A 17,317-nucleotide genomic window follows, 5' to 3' on the forward strand; every position below is an offset into this window, starting at 1 on the left:
CAGCCTTACCCGCTGCGCCCGGATTCTTTGCAAATTGTGTGATCAGGCCTTGTAGATGCCGAAAGCGTGTTCCGTTGGACACCCGGTCGCTGGCCTTCATGCAAGCAAGGAACACCGGTGCCAGTGACGCAACTGCTTTCAGAGCCTGAGGCGCAAGACGCCTACCTGTTCCGCGAAGGAACGCATTCCCGCCTGTACGACCTCCTGGGTTGCCATCTTCTGAAGGAGGGCGGCGCGCGCTTCGCGGTGTGGGCGCCCAACGCGGAATCGGTGGCGGTGGTCGGCGACTGGAACCATTGGTCCGGCGACGCCGATCCGCTGGCGCCGTCCGCGGACGGCACCGGCATCTGGCTGGGCCGCGCGCCCCATGCCGCGCCGGGGCAGGCCTACAAGTACCGCATCCGTTCGCGCTTCGGCGGCTACACGGTCGACAAGGCCGACCCGGTCGCGTTCTGCGCAGAGCTGCCGCCCGCCACGGCCTCGCGCATCTGCGAACTTTCTTATGACTGGAAGGACGCCGACTGGATGGCCACGCGGGGCGCGCGCAATGCGCTCGATGCGCCGATGTCGGTCTACGAGGTGCACCTGGGCTCGTGGCGCCGCCGCGAAGGCCGCTTCATGGGCTACCGCGAGATCGCGCATGAACTCGCGGCCTACGTGAAGGAGATGGGCTTCACGCACGTGGAGCTCATGCCCGTGACGGAGCATCCGTTCTACGGCTCCTGGGGCTACCAGACCACCGGCTACTTCGCGCCCACGGCGCGCTACGGCTCGCCGCAGGACTTCATGTACCTGGTCGATCACCTGCACCAGAACGGCATCGGCGTGCTGCTGGACTGGGTGCCTTCGCACTTTCCGACCGACGAGCACGGCCTTGCGTTCTTCGACGGCACGCACCTCTACGAGCATGCCGATCCGCGCCAGGGCTTCCACCCGGAGTGGAACTCCAGCATCTTCAACTACGGCCGCGCGGAGGTGCGCAGCTTCCTGGTGTCGTCGGGCCTGTTCTGGCTCGACCGGTACCACGTGGATGGGCTGCGCGTCGATGCGGTCGCGTCCATGCTCTACCTGGACTACGCGCGCCAGCACGGCGAATGGATTCCCAACCGCCATGGCGGCCGCGAGAATCTGGAGGCGATCGACTTCCTGCGGACGCTGAACCGCGCGGTCTACCGCGAGTTCCCCGACGCGATCACGGTGGCCGAGGAATCCACCGCCTGGCCTCGCGTCTCGCGGCCGACCGACATGGACGGGCTGGGCTTCGGCGAGAAATGGAACATGGGCTGGATGCACGACGTGCTCGCCTACATGAAGCAAGAGCCCATCCACCGCAAGTACCACCACCACAAGATGACCTTCTCGCTGGTGTATGCGTTCCACGAGAACTTCGTGCTGCCGCTGTCGCACGACGAGGTGGTGCACGGCAAGGGTTCGCTGCTCGGCAAGATGCCCGGCGACCAATGGCAGCAGTTCGCCAACCTGCGCGCGCTGTTCGGCTTCATGTGGGCGCATCCTGGCAAGAAGCTGCTGTTCATGGGGGGCGAGTTCGGGCAGCGGCGCGAGTGGACGCACGACGGCGAGCTCGAATGGTGGGTCTGCGAGCTCGAAGACCATGGCGGCCTGCAGCGGCTGTTGGCGCAGCTCAACCGCGTGTACCGCGGCGCGCCCGCGCTCTACCAGCAGGATTTCTCCGCATCGGGTTTCGAATGGGTGGCGGCCGACGATGCCGACGCCAGCGTGTTCGCCTTCCTGCGCAAGCCGCGCGACGGCCATCCGCCGCTGCTGGTCGTCAGCAACATGACGCCGGTGCCGCGCACCAACTACCTGCTGGGCGTGCCGCTGCCCGGCTTCTGGAGCGAGCTCATCAACACCGACGCCGTCGAGTTCGGCGGCTCGGGGTGGGGCAACCTTGGCGGCGTCGAGGCCGCCCCCGTGCGTTCGCATGGCCGCATGCACTCGGTGTGCATGACCCTGCCGCCGCTGTCCACGCTGATTCTCGAACACCGGCCATCATGATGAAACTGTTCGCAAACCCGCAGGCGCCCGCGGCTTCCGTGGCGCCCGATGTGCGCGACGGCAACCGCCGCGCGGTCATCGATGCCGTGCTGCCGTCGGTGGACCACGGCCGCTTCGCCGTGAAGTGCATCGTCGGCGAAAGGGTGCAGGTGAAGGCGCACTGCTTCACCGATGGCCACGACGTGCTGCGCGTGCAACTGTGCTGGCGTCCGCAGGGCAAGGCCGAGTTCCGCGAGGTGCCGATGAAGCCGCTCGTCAACGACGTGTGGGAGGCGTCCTTTGCGCCGCCCGCGCTCGGACGCTACTTCTACACCGTGGTGGCCTGGGTCGATCCCTTCGAGTCGTGGCGCCATGAAATGACGCGCCGCGTGGACCCCGACGACGTGCGCATCGCCTCGCAGGTGGGCGCGCTGGAGGTGGCGGGCGCGGCCGAGCGGGCCGAGGGCGCGGACCGGCAGGCGCTGGCCAACTGGGCCACCGAGCTCGATGCCGTGGCAGCCGACCCCGGCGCGGACGTGTCGGCGCTCAAGGCGCTGGCGCTGGACGAAGAGCTGGCCATGCTGGCGCGCCGGCACCCCGACCGCCGGCACGAGGTGCGCTTTTCCCTCGAGCTGCCGCTGGAGGCCGAGCGCGAGCGTGCGCGCTTCAGCACCTGGTACGAGCTGTTCCCGCGCTCGGCCGGCACCACGCCCGGCGTGCACGGCACCTTCAAGGACGTGGAGGCGCGGCTGCCCGCCATCGCGGCCATGGGCTTCGACGTGCTGTACTTTCCGCCGATCCACCCGATCGGCCGCCTGCAGCGCAAGGGCCCCAACAACGCGCTGGCCAGCGGCCCCGACGATGTCGGCAGCCCCTGGGCCATTGGCGCGGCCGAGGGCGGCCACAAGTCCATTCTTCCGGCGCTGGGCACGGCGGAAGACTTTCGCCACCTCTGCGCAGAGGCCGCCTCGCACGGGCTGGAGATCGCGCTGGACATCGCCTTTCAGTGCGCGCCCGACCATCCCTACGTGAAGGCGCATCCCGACTGGTTCCGCTGGCGCCCCGACGGCAGCGTGCAGTACGCGGAGAACCCGCCCAAGAAGTACCAGGACATCTATCCCTTCAATTTCGAGAGCGAGGACTGGCGCGGCCTGTGGGCCGAGCTGCGCAGCGTGATCGAGCACTGGATCGGCGAGGGCGTGCGCATCTTCCGCGTCGACAACCCGCACACCAAGGCCTTCGCATTCTGGGAGTGGGTGATCGGCGAGATCCGGCGCGAGCATCCGGAAGTGATCTTCCTGGCCGAGGCCTTCACGCGGCCCAAGGTGATGCACCGGCTTGCGAAGCTGGGCTTCTCGCAGTCCTACACCTACTTCACCTGGCGCAACACCAAGCAGGAGCTGGTCGAATACTTCACCGAGCTTTCCACGCCGCCCGGCGTGGACTACTTCCGGCCCAACGTGTGGCCCAACACGCCCGACATCCTGCACGAGCAGCTGCAGGGCGGCGAGGCCTCGGTCTACATGGCGCGGCTGGTGCTTGCCGCCACGCTCGCGGCCAACTACGGCATCTACGGGCCGGCCTACGAACTGCGCGACCACCGGCCGCGCTCGCCCGGCAGCGAGGAATACCTGGACTCCGAAAAATACCAGCTGCGCCACTGGAACCACGACGACCCGGGCAGCCTGGCGCCGTTCATCACCCGCGTGAACCACATCCGCCGCGAGAACCCGGCGCTGCACCGGGACCGCGGCCTGCGCTTCCTGCGCATCGACAACGACCAGCTGCTGGCCTATGCCAAGGTCTCGGAGGGCGGCGACAACGTGGTCGTGACGGTGGTCAATCTCGATCCGCACAACGTGCAGTCAGGCTGGCTCGAGCTCGACCCCCAGAGCGTGGGCGTCGACCGTTCGCGCCCGTTCCAGATGCACGACCTGCTGAGCGGGCAGCGCTTCATCTGGCAGGGCGGCTGGCACTACGTCAAGCTCGATCCGCACAGCGTGCCCGCGCACATCTTCGTCGTACGGCGGCGCCACGGCGACGAGCGCGACTTCGACTACTTCCTGTGAGGCCGCAACGATGAACGCCCCTGTCTCCCACATCGCGCTCGAAACGGTAGAGATCGACATCAGCGACGACCCGCTGTGGTACCGCGACGCGGTGATCTACCAGCTCAACGTCAAGGCGTTCTTCGACTCCAACAACGACGGCATGGGGGACTTCAAGGGCGTGACGGCCAAGCTCGACTACGTGAAGGAGCTGGGCGTCAACACCATCTGGCTGATGCCCTTCTATCCGTCGCCGCTGCGCGACGACGGCTACGACATCTCGGCCTACGAGGACGTGAACCCGCAGTACGGCACGCTGGACGACTTCCGCGAAATGCTCGACGCCGCGCACGAGCGCGGGCTGCGGGTGATCACCGAGCTGGTCATCAACCACACCTCGAGCGACCACCCCTGGTTCCAGGCCGCGCGCCGCGCACCGCCCGGCTCGCCCGAACGCGACTTCTACGTGTGGAGCGACACCGACCAGCTCTACCAGGGCACGCGCATCATCTTCACCGACACCGAGACTTCCAACTGGGCCTGGGACCCGGTGGCCAAGGCCTACTACTGGCACCGCTTCTTCAGCCACCAGCCGGACCTCAACTTCGACAACCCGGCCGTGCTCGAAGCCATCTTCAAGGTGATGCGCTTCTGGCTCGACATGGGCGTGGACGGCTTCCGGCTCGACGCCATTCCCTACCTGGTGGAGCGCGACGGCACCAGCAACGAGAACCTGCCCGAGACCCATGCGGTGATCAAGAAGGTGCGCGCCGCCATCGATGCGCAGTACAAGAACCGCTTCCTGCTGGCCGAGGCCAACATGTGGCCCGAGGACGTGCGCGAGTATTTCGGCGATGGCGACGAGTGCCACATGGCGTACCACTTTCCGCTGATGCCGCGCATGTACATGGCCATCGCGCAGGAGGACCGGCACCCCATCGTCGAGATCATGGCGCAGACGCCAGACATCCCGGAGGGCTGCCAGTGGGCCATTTTCCTGCGCAACCACGACGAGCTCACGCTCGAGATGGTGACCAGCAAGGAGCGCGACTACATGTACACCATGTACGCGGCCGACCTGCGCGCGCGCATCAACCTGGGCATCCGCCGGCGCCTCGCGCCGCTGATGGAGAACGACATCGACCGCGTGAAGCTCATGAACGGCATGCTGCTGTCGATGCCGGGCTCGCCCATCATCTACTACGGCGACGAGATCGGCATGGGCGACAACGTGTTCGTGGGCGACCGCAACGGCGTGCGCACGCCCATGCAGTGGAGCCCCGACCGCAATGCCGGCTTCTCGCGCGCCGACCCGCAGCGGCTGTACCTGCAGCCCATCATGGACCCGATGTTCGGCTACGAGGCGCTCAACGTGGAGGCGCAGGCGCGCGACAGCAGCTCGCTGCTCAACTGGACCAAGCGCATGCTGGCCGTGCGCAAGACCAGCCATGCCTTCGGCCGCGGCAAGCGGCGCTTCCTGAAGCCGGGCAACCGCAAGATCCTGGCCTACCTGAGCGAATACGACGAGGACATCATCCTCACGGTGTTCAACCTGTCGCGCGCCGCGCAGCCGGTGGAGCTGGACCTCTCGGCCTTCAAGGGCCGCGTGCCCATCGAGATGCTGGGCCGCGCGCCGTTCCCGCCGATCGGCGAGCTTCCCTACCTGCTCACGCTGGCCTCGTATGGCTTCTACTGGTTCAGGCTCACCTCCGATGCCGAGATGCCCAGCTGGCACCAGGAGGGCGTGGCGCTGCAGGAATGGCCCACGCTGGTGCTGTTCGACGGCTGGACCAGCTTCTTCCGCGACCGCGTGATGCCCTGGCGCATCGGCATGTCGGAGCGCATGCGCAACCAGTTCGAACTGGAGACGCTGCCGCGCCACATCGAGATCCAGCGCTGGTATGCATCGAAGGGCACCGCTATCGAGCGCGCGCGTCTGGCCGATCACGTCATCTGGGAGGCAGGCCCGCTCAGCTGGATGCTGCCGTTGCTCGAGCTCGACGGCCCGCCCGGCGGCGCCACCTACTTCATGCCGCTGGCATTGGCCTGGGAAGAACGCGACGAGGAGCGCATGGCCGGCGTCGCGCAGGCCGCGCTCGCCAAGGTGCGGCAGCAGGCGCAGGTGGGCCTGATGGGCGATGCGTTCTATGACGAGGCCTTCTGCCGCGAGCTGGTGCTGGCCATCCGCAGCGGCCTGGATCTGGAAACCGCGCAGGGACGGCTCAGGTTCCGCGCGACGGCCGCTTTCGCCGAGGTGGAGGCCGACATCGCGAGCCTGCCGGTCGGCCGGCCCAGCGGCGTGAGCAGCAACACCGTGGTCACGCTCGACGAGACCCTGTTCCTCAAGGGCTACCGCCACCTGCGCGAGGGCCTGAACCCCGAACTGGAGATGGGCCGCTTCCTGACCGAGGTGGCCAGATATCCGCACTGCGTTCCGGTGCTGGGCGCGCTCGAATACACCGGCAACGACGGACGCACCATGACGCTCGCCATGGTGCAGTCCTATGTGTCGAACCAGGGCGACGGCTGGGACCACACGCTGGGCTACCTGGAGCGCTTCCTGCGCGACTTCGCCACCACCGACGGCGCGCTGCCGGACCCGATGGCCGTGCACGGCGGCTTTCTCGCGCTCATGGCCACGCTGGGCCGGCGCACCGCCGAGCTGCACAAGGCGCTGGCGCTGCGCACCGGCGCGGCCGCCTTCGACCCCGAGCCGCTGCTGGACAGCGACATCGCGCGCTACGCGGAGCAAGCCCGCGCCGACGCCGCCGCCACACTGGCACTGCTGCGCGAAAGGCTGGCCCAGCTGCCGACACCGGCGCAGCCCGACGCCCAGGCCCTGCTCGCCATGGAGGACGCGCTGCAGGGCGCCATCGCGGCGCGCCGGCCGCAGGCCCAGGGCGGCATCAAGAGCCGCTACCATGGCGACTTCCACCTCGGGCAGGTGCTGCTGCGGGACAACGACTTTGTCATCATCGACTTCGAAGGCGAGCCCGCGCGCAGCTTCGATGAGCGCCGCGCCAAGGGCTCGCCGCTGCGCGACGTGGCCGGCATGCTGCGCTCGTTCAACTATGCGCGCTGGGCCGCGCTGCGGCGCGTGGCGCAGAGCGTGGAGGAGGCCACCTACCTGGGGCCGCCGGCGGCCGCCTGGGAGCAGTCGGCACGCCAGGCCTTCCTGGACGGCTACATGGAGGCCGGCGCGGGAGAGCAGGCCATCCGCATCGACGCCGACCTGCTCGCGCTGTTCGAGACCGAGAAGGCGCTGTACGAACTGCGCTACGAGCTTAACAACCGCATCGACTGGGCGCAGGTGCCGCTGAACGGCGTGCTCGCCCTGCTGCAGGTGGAGCGGCCCGGTTGATGCTTGCACCGCATCCACCGCCTTCGTCCGCCACCGCAACCACCTACCGGAGAGACACATGGACCGATTTGGCATTCACCTGGAGCCGCTGAACGCAATGCTTTACCAGGTCGGGGCCTTCGTGCCCCGCCTCGCAATTGCATTGGTGGTGGTGCTTGCCGGCTGGCTCATCGCCAAGACCGCGCGCTTTGCGGTCACCAAGGCGCTGCGCGCGATCAACTTCAACGTGCTGACCGAGCGCGCGGGCCTGGACAACTTCCTGCGCCAGGGCGGATGGCCGGGCGACACCTGCAGCCTCTTCGGCGTGCTGGCCTATTGGCTTGTGATCTTTGCGGCGCTGCTGCTGGCCTTCAACGGCATGGGCCTGAGCTACATCGCCGACCTGCTCGGGCGCGTGGTGTGGTTCGTGCCGAACCTCTTCGTGGCCCTCCTGGTGCTGGCCTTCGGTTCTTACTTTGCCCGCTTCGTGGGAGAGGCGGTGTCGAGCTACTTCCGGGGCGCGCAGATGCGCGACGCCATGCTGCTGGGGCAGATCGCGCGCTATGCGGTCATGGCCTTCGTCATCCTGATCGCGCTGGACCAGGTCAAGGTGGGCGGCGACATCGTGCGCGAAAGCTTCCTGGTGATCCTGGCGGGCGTGGTGTTCGCGCTGGCGCTGGCCTTCGGCCTGGCCGGCAAGGACTGGGCGGCCGAGCAGATCGAGCGCTGGTGGCCGCGCCTGCCGAAGGACAACAACAACAGCGGCGCGGCCAGGCCCAAACCGAATCCGCTCGACGAGCGCCCGCCGCGCTGAAATTTTTATCTCCCACATCCCATTTGATGACACGCAGCAGCCAACGCAATCCGATCTCTGCCGTCTGGCCGGGGCGCCCCTATCCGAGGGGCGCCAACTGGGACGGGGAGGGCGTGAACTTCGCGCTTTTCTCCCAGCATGCACAAGGGGTGGACCTGTGCCTGTTCGACGACAAGGGCCGCCATGAAATCCAGCGCATCCCGATCCGGGAGCGCACCGACGGCGTGTGGCACTGCTACCTGCCCGAGGCCCGCCCTGGCCAGGCCTACGGCTACCGCGTGCACGGCCCCTACAAGCCGGAAGAGGGCCATCGCTTCAATCCGCACAAGCTGCTGGTCGATCCCTACGCGAAAGACCTGGTGGGCGAGTTGCGCTGGGGCGATGCGCTCTACGGCTACACCGTCGGCAGCAAGCGCGAAGACCTCTCCTTCGACCGCCGCGACAGCGCGCCGCTCGTGCCCAAGGGCCGCGTGCTGGAGCCCGCCTTCACCTGGGGCGACGACCGCCGGCCCTCGGTGGCCTGGCAGGACATGGTGATCTACGAACTGCACGTGCGCGGCTTCACCATGCGCCACCCCGACGTGCCGGCCGAGCTGCGCGGCACCTACGGCGGCCTGTGCTGCGCGCCCGTGGTCGACTACCTCAAGCGCCTGGGCGTGACCACCATCGAGCTGCTGCCCGTGCACAGCTTCCTCAACGACCGGCACCTGGCGGAGAAGGGCCTGCAGAACTACTGGGGCTACAACTCGCTGGCCTACTTCGCCCCCGAGACGCGCTACAGCGCCTCGGGCAAGGTGAAGGAATTCAAGACCATGGTGAAGACGCTGCACTCGGCCGGCATCGAGGTGATCCTGGACGTGGTCTACAACCACACCTGCGAGGGCAACCAGCTCGGGCCCACGCTCTCGATGCGCGGCGTGGACAACGCCTCCTACTACATCATCAACGCCGAGCACCGGCGCTACTACGACGACTTCACCGGCTGCGGCAACACCGTCAACCTGGAGCATCCGCATGCGCTGCAGCTGGTGATGGATTCGCTGCGCTACTGGGCCGAGGAAATGCATGTCGACGGCTTCCGCTTCGACCTGGCCTCGGCGCTGGCGCGCGAGGCCGGCAAGGTCGAGAACCTGGGCGGCTTCTTCGACGCCATCCGCCAGGACCCGACCCTCAACCGCGTCAAGCTGATCGCCGAGCCCTGGGACCTGGGCCACGGCGGCTACCAGGTGGGCAACTTCCCGCTCGGCTGGGCCGAATGGAACGACCGGTACCGCGACGGCATGCGCGGGTTCTGGAAAGGCGATCCGGGCGTGATCGGCGAGGTCGGCAAGCGGCTCACCGGCTCGGAAGACCTCTACGGCTGGTCGGGCAAGCGGCCCAACGCGAGCATCAACTTCATCACCGCGCACGACGGCTTCACGCTCAACGACCTGGTCTCCTACAACGACAAGCACAACGAGGCCAACGGCGAGGACAACCGCGACGGCAGCAACCACAACATCTCCTGGAACTGCGGCGCCGAAGGGCCGGCGGAGGACCCCGAGATCGCGGCGCTGCGCGAGCGCCAGAAGCGCAACCTGCTGGCCACGCTGCTGCTTTCGCAGGGCGTGCCGATGCTCCTGGCCGGCGACGAGCGCGGCCACACGCAGAACGGCAACAACAACGCCTACTGCCAGGACAACGACATCAGCTGGATCGACTGGACGCCCACGCCCGAGCGGCAGGCGCTGATCACCTTCGTGGAGCGCACCATCGCGCTCCGGCGCGCCCATCCTTCGTTCCGGCGCCGCAGCTTCTTTGCCGGCAAGCCCTCGGAGGCCGAGAGCGTGACCGACGTGGTCTGGCTCCGGCCCGACGGCGCCGAAATGCGCCCCGAGGACTGGAGCGACGCCAACGCGCGCTGCCTGGCGATGTACATGTCCGGCGGCGGCATTGCCGACCGCGGGCCGCGCGGCGAGGCGCTGCACGACGATGATTTCCTGGTGCTGTTCAACGCGCACCACGACGAGATTTCATTCACCCTGCCGCCCGCACCCTACGGCGCATGGCGGCTGCTGCTCGACACCGCCAGCGGCACCCCGCCGCCCGCCACGGAGGACGTGGCCGCGCTCGCGCCCGCCTGGTCCGAGCCCGCCTATCCGCTGCAGTGCCGCTCGCTGGTGGTGCTGAGCCGGCCGGACGTGCGGCCATGACGTGCAGCCGCATCCACCGCATGCCGTTCGGCGCCACGCTGCGCGCCGATGGCGGCGTGGACTTTGCGCTGTGGGCGCCGGCCATGCACGGCGTCACGCTGGTGCACACGCCGGCCGGCGGGAAGGAGGCCCTGCACGCCATGGCGCAGGACGCGGACGGCTGGCACCGCCTCACGCTCGCCGAAGCGCGCGCTGGCGACCTCTACGCCTATCGGCTGCCCGACGGCACCACCATGCCCGACCCGGCCTCGCGCTTCAATCCGCAGGACGTGCACGGCCCGAGCCAGGTGGTCGATCCGGCCCGCTACGCATGGGCCGACACCGCCTGGCGCGGCCGCCCGTGGCACGAGGCCGTGGTCTACGAACTGCACGTGGGCACCTTCACCGAGGAAGGCACGTTCCGGGCCGCGCGCGAACGGCTCGGCGAGCTGGCGGAGCTGGGCATCACCGCGGTCGAGCTCATGCCGCTCGCGGATTTTCCCGGTGCGCGCAACTGGGGCTACGACGGCGTGCTGCAGTTCGCGCCCGATGCCAGCTACGGCACGCCCGACGAGCTCAAGGCCCTTGTCGACGCTGCGCATGCGCTGGGCCTGATGATGCTGCTCGACGTGGTCTACAACCACTTCGGGCCGGAGGGCAACTACCTGCATGCATGCTGTCCCGAGTTCTTCGATGCGAGCGAGCACACGCCATGGGGCGCGGCCATCAACTTCGACGGACCGGGCTCGCGCACCGTGCGCGACTTCTTCATCCACAACGCGCTGTACTGGGTGGAAGAGTTCCACTTCGACGGCCTGCGCATGGATGCGATCCATGCCATTCGCGATTCATCGCCCAGGCACATCGTGCAGGAGATCCGCGAGGCGCTGAACGCCGGGCCGGCACGCGAGCGCCAGGTGCACCTGGTGCTGGAGAACGACGCCAACCAGGCCTCGCTGCTGGCGCGCGACGGCAACGGCCTGCCCGTGGCGGGCACGGCGCAGTGGAACGACGACCTGCACCACGCCGCGCACGTGCTGGCCACCGGCGAGCGCGACGGCTACTACGCCGACTATGCAGACGACGCCGCGGCCCGCTTCGCGCGCGCGCTGGCCGAAGGCTTCATCTACCAGGGGCAGCCCTCGGCCTTCCGCGGCGGGGAGCCGCGCGGCGAGCCCAGCACGCAGCTGCCGCCGGTGGCGTTCGTGTCCTACCTGCAGACCCACGACCAGGTCGGCAACCGCGCGTTCGGCGAGCGCATCCATGCGCTGGGCGATCCGGCGCTGGTGCGCGCCGCGCTGGCCTGCGTGCTGCTGTCGCCGCATGTGCCCATGTTCTTCATGGGCGACGAATTCGCGGCGTCGTCGCCATTCCTGTACTTCTGCGATTTCGGCCCCGAGCTGGCCTCGGCCGTGGCCGAAGGGCGCCGCGCGGAGTTCGGTCGCTTCGCGGCCTTTGCCGACGAAGCCGCACGCGCGCGCATTCCCGACCCCAATGCGGAGCAGACCTTCCAGGCCTCGAAGCTGCGCTGGCGCGAGCGCGGCACGCGGGCGCATTTCGCGCAGCTGTGCGAGGTGCAGCAATTGCTCGATGCGCGCCATCGCCTGCTGGTGCCGCACCTGGCCGGCACGCACGGCGCGGCAAGCCATGGCTGCGAAGAGGGGCTGATCCGGGTTCAGTGGAAGCTCTCGGGCAAGCGTCTTCATCTGCTTGCGAACCTTGGCGCGCAGCCTGCGGTGGAAGCCGCCGCGCCTGCGGGCATGGTGCTCCACAGCCGGGGCGCCGCGGCCGTTGCCGCGGGCCTGCGGCTCGAGCGCGGCGCCGTGCATGCCACGCTGGAGGACATGGCCGGTGGCTGATCCGGGTCATTGGGCTCACGATGCGCTGGAGCGCCTGTGCCGGCACTACGGCATCTCGGCGGCCTACCACGACGCCTTCGGAACGCTGCGCCATGCAACGCCCGAGAACCTGGCCGCGCTGCTGGCCGAGTTCGGCGTGCAGCCCGGTGCCGCAGTCGGCGAAGAGGCCGATGCGTCCTCCACGTCCGCCATGCCGCCGGCGCAGGTGGTGCAGGCGCATGCATCGCACTGGTCGCTGCAGCTGCCGCAGCGCTCAGGCAGCCTGCGCTGGCGGCTGCGTGACGAGCGGGGGCTTGTGCGCCAGGGCGAAGCCGATGCGCAGCCGTGGCCGCACGGCAGCTGCACGCTGCAGCTGGCCGAGCCGCTCGCGCCCGGCTATCACTGGCTGCAGGTCGACGGGCTGGCCGGCGAGACCATGCTCATCGCTTCCCCCGGCCGCTGCTACCGCCCATCCGCCGTGCAGGATGGCGGCCGCGTCTGGGGGCCGGCGCTGCAGCTCTATGCGCTGCGCTCGGCACGCAACTGGGGCATCGGCGATTTCGGCGACCTGGAGGCGCTCGTCGACCGCATGGCCGGGCAGGGCGCCGACCTGATCGGCCTGAATCCGCTGCATGCGCTGTTCCCGACCGATCCGCCGCGCGCCAGCCCCTACAGCCCCTCGTCGCGGCAATGGATCAACGTGCTGTACGTCGACGTCGAGGCGGTCGAAGACTTCGCGGCCTGCGAGGCCGCGCGCCGGCACGTCGAATCGCCCGGGTTCCAGGGCCGGCTCGCGGCGCTGCGGGCCGCGCCGCTGGTCGACCATGCCGGCGTGGCCGCCGCCAAGTTCGAGGTGCTGGAGCTGCTGTTCGAGCACTTCCGCGCGCGGCATCTTTCGCCGGCCGGCGCTCCCGATGCGCGCGGCGAGGCCTTCCTGGCCTTTGTCTCGGCGCAGGGCGAGCCGTTGCACCAGCACGCCTTGTTCGAGACACTGCAAGCCCACTTCGCCGCCGCCGATCCGCAATGCTGGGGCTGGCTCGCCTGGCCCGAAGCCTACAGACAGGCGGATTCGCCCGCGGTGCAGGCCTTCGCGGCCGAGCAGGCCGAGCGGCTGCAATACCACCAGTACCTGCAATGGGTGGCCGAACGCCAGCTTGCGCGCGCGGGCGAACGCTGCAAGGCCCTGGGCATGGGCATCGGGCTCTATCTGGACCTGGCCGTTTCGGTGGACCGCGGCGGCTCCGACGCCTGGGCCGCGCGGCACTGCTTTGCGGTCGGCGCGAGCATCGGCGCGCCGCCCGACGAGTTCAACCCGGCCGGGCAGAACTGGGGCCTGCCGCCGCTGCGGCCCGACCACCTGCGCACGCACCACTACCAGCCCTTCGTGCAGATGCTGCGCGCCAACATGCGGCACGCCGGCGCGCTGCGCATCGACCACGTGATGGGGCTGATGCGCCTGTTCTGGATTCCGCCGGGCCGCTCGCCGCACGACGGCGCCTACGTGCGCTACCCGGTCGAGGAGATGCTGGCCATCGTGGCGGTCGAGAGCCACCGGCATCGCTGCATGGTGGTGGGCGAAGACCTGGGTACGGTGGAAGACGCCATGCGCGAAGCGCTCGCACGCGCCGACGTGCTCTCCTACCGGCTGCTCTATTTCGAGAAGCGGCAGGGCGGCGGGTTCACGCCGCCCGCGGACTATCCGGCGGCCGCGCTGGTGGCCATCAGCACGCACGATCTCGCCACGCTCGCGGGCTGGTGGTCGGGCCACGACCTGCGGCTGCGGCTGGCGCTCGGGCTCTTCCCCGAACCCCGGTTGTTCGATGCGCAGCTGCTGGACCGCGCGCAGGAACGCATCCGGCTGATGCTGGCGGTGCGCGAGGCGGGCCTGCTGTCGCCGGACGAGGCGGCACAGGCGCTGTCGCTCGCAACGCCTTCGCCGCGCGTCATGCAGGCGGTCCACGCGTTCCTGGCCGCGGCCCCGTCGGCCCTGATGGCGTTCCAGCTCGAGGACGTGGCCGGCGAGGTGGAGCAAGCCAACATGCCCGGCACCACCGACACGCATCCCAACTGGCGGCGCAAGCTGGCGCCCACCGTGCAGGAGCTGGCGGCGGGCGAGGCGATGCAGGGGCTCACGGAACAGCTGCGCGCGATTCGCCCGCGTCGCAGCCTCGGCGCCGAAGCGGCGCCGTCAACGCTGCTGCAGGCGCGCGTGCCGCGGGCCACCTACCGGCTGCAGTTCCACCAGGGCTTCGGCTTCGACGATGCCATCCGCGTGCTGCCCTACCTCGCGCAGCTCGGCGTGAGCCACGTGTATTGCTCGCCGATCCAGCGCGCCCGCGCCGGCAGCACACACGGCTACGACGTGGTGGCCCATGCCGAGGTCAACCCCGAGCTCGGCGGCGCCGAAGGCTTTGCGCGCTTCGTCGCCGCGCTGCAGGCGCACGGGCTCGGGCAGCTGCTCGACATGGTGCCCAACCACATGGGCGTGCTCGGGGCCGACAACGCCTGGTGGATGGACGTGCTGGAGAACGGCCCGGCTTCGCTGTTCGCGCATCACTTCGACATCGACTGGCAGCCGCTCAACAAGGAGCTGGCCGGCAAGGTGCTGCTGCCGGTGCTCGGCGGCCATTACGGCGAGGTGCTCACTGGCGGAGAACTGGTGCTGCACTTCGAAGCGGTGCAGGGCAGCTTCGCGCTGCGCTACTTCGACCACCGGTTTCCGCTCGCGCCCGAAAGCTATCCCGTGGTTCTCGGGCAAGCGCTGCAGCATCTGAAGGACCCCGCGCTCGCGGCGCAGCTCGCCAGCTTGTCGGCGGCCTTCGGCCATCTGCCGGGCCGCCGCGCGCAGACGCCTTCGGAATGCACCGAGCGCGTGCGCGACAAGGAGCTGTTCAAGGCCCGCCTCGCGCATCTGGCAGAGGCGCATCCGTCGCTCGCACGCGCCGTGCTGGCAGCGGTGGCGGAGTTCAACCTGGCCTCGGACGAGGCGCGCGACCGGCTGCACCGGCTCATCGACCTGCAGGCCTACCGGCTCGCCTACTGGCGCGTGGCGGCCGACGAAATCAACTACCGGCGCTTCTTCGACATCAACGACCTGGCGGCGGTGCGCATGGAGCGCGACGAGGTGTTCGAGGCCACGCAGTCCTTCGCGCTCGACCTTGCCGCGGCCGGCGTGGTGGACGGCTTGCGCATCGACCATCCCGACGGCCTGTACGACCCCGCACGCTACTTCCGGCAGCTGCAGGAGGGCTATGCGCGCCGCGCGGGCATTGTGCTGCCGGCCGCCGGACCCGACGGCCGGCCGCCGCGCCCGCTGTATGTGGTGGCCGAGAAGATCGCGGGCTCGGAAGAAGAGGTGCCGGTCGAATGGCATGTGCACGGCACCACCGGCTACCGATTTGCCAACGTGGCCAACGGCGTGCTCGTGGACACCGCCGCAGCCGACGCCTTGCGGCAGGCCTGGCACGGCTTCACGGGCGAGACGCAGGACTTCGACGCCGTGGCCCGCTCGGGCAAGCGCGAGGTCATGCGCAATGCGCTGTCGTCGGAACTCAACGTGCTCTCCGCCGAACTGCTGCGCATCGCGCGGGCCGACCGCGGCACGCGCGACTACACGCTCAACGCGCTGCGCCGTGCGCTTGCGGAAGTGGCGGCCTGCATGCCGGTCTACCGCACCTACATCGTCGACGGGCCTTCCGCGCAGGATGCGCATTTCATCGACGCCGCCACCGAGGCCGCCGAGCGCCAGAGCGTCGATGCCGACCGCTCCGTCTTCGCCTTCGTGCGCCGCTCGCTGCGCGGCGAGGCCGCGGCCGCGCATGCGCCACCGGCGCTGGCCGAGCGCGTGCGCCGGTTCGCGATGCGCTTCCAGCAGTTCAGCGCGCCGGTCGCGGCCAAGGGCGTGGAGGACACTTCGTTCTACCGCTACTTTCCGCTCAGTTCACTCAACGAGGTCGGCGGCGAGCCCGACCAATTCGGTTTCGACGTGCCAGAGTTCCATGCATTGAGCGCCGACCGTGCACGGCACTGGCCGCACACCATGCTCGCGACCTCCACGCACGACAACAAGCGTTCGGAGGAAGTACGCAACCGCATCGACGTGCTCTCCGAAATGCCGGGCGAGTGGCGCGATGCGCTCGCGCGCTGGCACGCGCTGTGCCGCGGCGGCGAGCCGGCGGACGCGGCGCCTTCGCGCGCCGACGAATACCTGCTCTACCAGACCCTGCTCGGCACCTTGCCCTTCGGCGGCCTGGATGCCGCCTCCGCGCCGGCCTACGCCGCGCGCGTGTGGCAGTACATGCAGAAGGCCGCGCGCGAAGCCAAGCTCCACACGCGCTGGACCCAGCCCGACGCACCGTACGAGGCGGCGCTCGAGGGCCTGGTGCAACGGATCCTGTCGGACTCGTCGGAGGGCGCCTGCCTTGCGGACATCCAGCGCATGGCCAATCGCCTCTCATGGTTCGGCGCGTGGAACGGCTTGACGCTCACGCTGCTGAAGTACGCCTCGCCGGGCGTGCCCGATCTCTATCAGGGCAGCGAGCTCATCGACCTGAGCCTGGTCGATCCCGACAACCGGCGCCCGGTGGACTATGAACTGCGCAGCCGGCGGCTCGACGAACTCCACGCGATGGTCGATGGGCCTGACCTGGCCACGCGTGTGCAGGCGCTTGCCGAGGCGCCGCACGATGGCCGCGCGAAGCTCTGGTTCATCTGGCGGCTGCTGTCGATGCGGCGCGAGCATGCGGAGCTGTTCCGCGAAGGCAGCTATGAAGGGCTCGCGGTCGAAGGGCCGCTGGCGCGGCACGTGGTGGCCTTTGCGCGCAGGCACGAAGGGGGGACGCTGGTGGTGATGGCGGGGCGGTTGTTTGCCAGGGTGGCGCGCGCCGGGGCGAATGGTGTGCCGGCGCTCCCCGATGCGGATGCGTGGCGGGGGTCGAGGGTGGTGCTGCCTGAGGGTGTCGCTGACACGGAGTGGGAGAACCTGCTGAGCGGAGAATCCCTCAGGATCCAGGGCGGCGCCGTGCCGCTCGAAGAGGCGTTCGGCCGCGTACCTTGGGCGGCATTGAGACCTGCGAATCCGATTCGCTAGGCCGGCCGCCGCCTCGCCCTTC

At 69.2% G+C, this 17,317-nt stretch carries 7 protein-coding genes; all 7 read left to right on the forward strand.

Annotated elements, in window-relative coordinates; genetic code table 11:
• The first annotated feature begins 117 nt into the window (after positions 1-117).
• The 7 genes from glgB to FB547_RS14010 are packed head-to-tail and all read left to right on the forward strand — an operon-like array spanning position 118 to position 17,295.
• The gene (gene glgB / locus FB547_RS13980; RefSeq protein ID WP_145743173.1) at positions 118-2,016 is read left to right on the forward strand and encodes a 1,4-alpha-glucan branching protein GlgB; all 1,899 of its coding nucleotides are present in this window, start codon (positions 118-120) and stop codon (positions 2,014-2,016) included.
• Entirely contained in the window at positions 2,013-4,064 is a 2,052-nt protein-coding gene (locus tag FB547_RS13985; RefSeq protein ID WP_145743175.1) for an alpha-1,4-glucan--maltose-1-phosphate maltosyltransferase, read from the forward strand. Before glgB ends, FB547_RS13985 begins: the two co-directional genes overlap by 4 nt.
• A gap of 10 nt (positions 4,065-4,074) precedes the next feature.
• The gene (treS, locus tag FB547_RS13990) at positions 4,075-7,404 is read left to right on the forward strand and encodes a maltose alpha-D-glucosyltransferase (RefSeq protein WP_145743177.1); all 3,330 of its coding nucleotides are present in this window, start codon (positions 4,075-4,077) and stop codon (positions 7,402-7,404) included.
• Between the two features lie 58 nt (positions 7,405-7,462).
• Positions 7,463-8,197: a mechanosensitive ion channel family protein gene (locus tag FB547_RS13995; protein ID WP_145743179.1), complete on the forward strand. Its 735-nt coding sequence runs from the start codon at positions 7,463-7,465 to the stop codon at positions 8,195-8,197.
• 26 nt (positions 8,198-8,223) lie between these two features.
• Positions 8,224-10,389 (forward strand): glycogen debranching protein GlgX, encoded by a 2,166-nt coding sequence (gene glgX / locus FB547_RS14000; protein ID WP_145743181.1) that lies wholly within the window; start codon positions 8,224-8,226, stop codon positions 10,387-10,389.
• Complete coding sequence (gene treZ, locus FB547_RS14005; RefSeq protein ID WP_145743183.1) at positions 10,386-12,227, forward strand: malto-oligosyltrehalose trehalohydrolase; 1,842 nt, start codon at positions 10,386-10,388, stop codon at positions 12,225-12,227. The genes glgX and treZ overlap by 4 nt, the downstream gene beginning before the upstream one ends.
• Positions 12,220-17,295 carry a malto-oligosyltrehalose synthase gene (locus FB547_RS14010; protein ID WP_261380278.1) on the forward strand — a complete coding sequence of 1,692 codons (5,076 nt, stop codon included), beginning with the start codon at positions 12,220-12,222 and terminating at the stop codon, positions 17,293-17,295. The genes treZ and FB547_RS14010 overlap by 8 nt, the downstream gene beginning before the upstream one ends.
• Positions 17,296-17,317 lie beyond the last annotated feature (22 nt).

This window comes from Variovorax beijingensis (assembly GCF_007828835.1).
Lineage (GTDB): Bacteria > Pseudomonadota > Gammaproteobacteria > Burkholderiales > Burkholderiaceae_C > Variovorax > Variovorax beijingensis_A.

Bases quoted from the DNA above. Each gene is read 5' to 3' on its own strand.
- FB547_RS13985 (WP_145743175.1), top strand. From the start codon at position 2,013: ATGATGAAACTGTTCGCAAACCCGCAGGCGCCCGCGGCTTCCGTGGCG.
- treS (WP_145743177.1), top strand. From the start codon at position 4,075: ATGAACGCCCCTGTCTCCCACATCGCGCTCGAAACGGTAGAGATCGAC.
- FB547_RS13995 (WP_145743179.1), top strand. From the start codon at position 7,463: ATGGACCGATTTGGCATTCACCTGGAGCCGCTGAACGCAATGCTTTAC.
- glgX (WP_145743181.1), top strand. From the start codon at position 8,224: ATGACACGCAGCAGCCAACGCAATCCGATCTCTGCCGTCTGGCCGGGG.
- treZ (WP_145743183.1), top strand. From the start codon at position 10,386: ATGACGTGCAGCCGCATCCACCGCATGCCGTTCGGCGCCACGCTGCGC.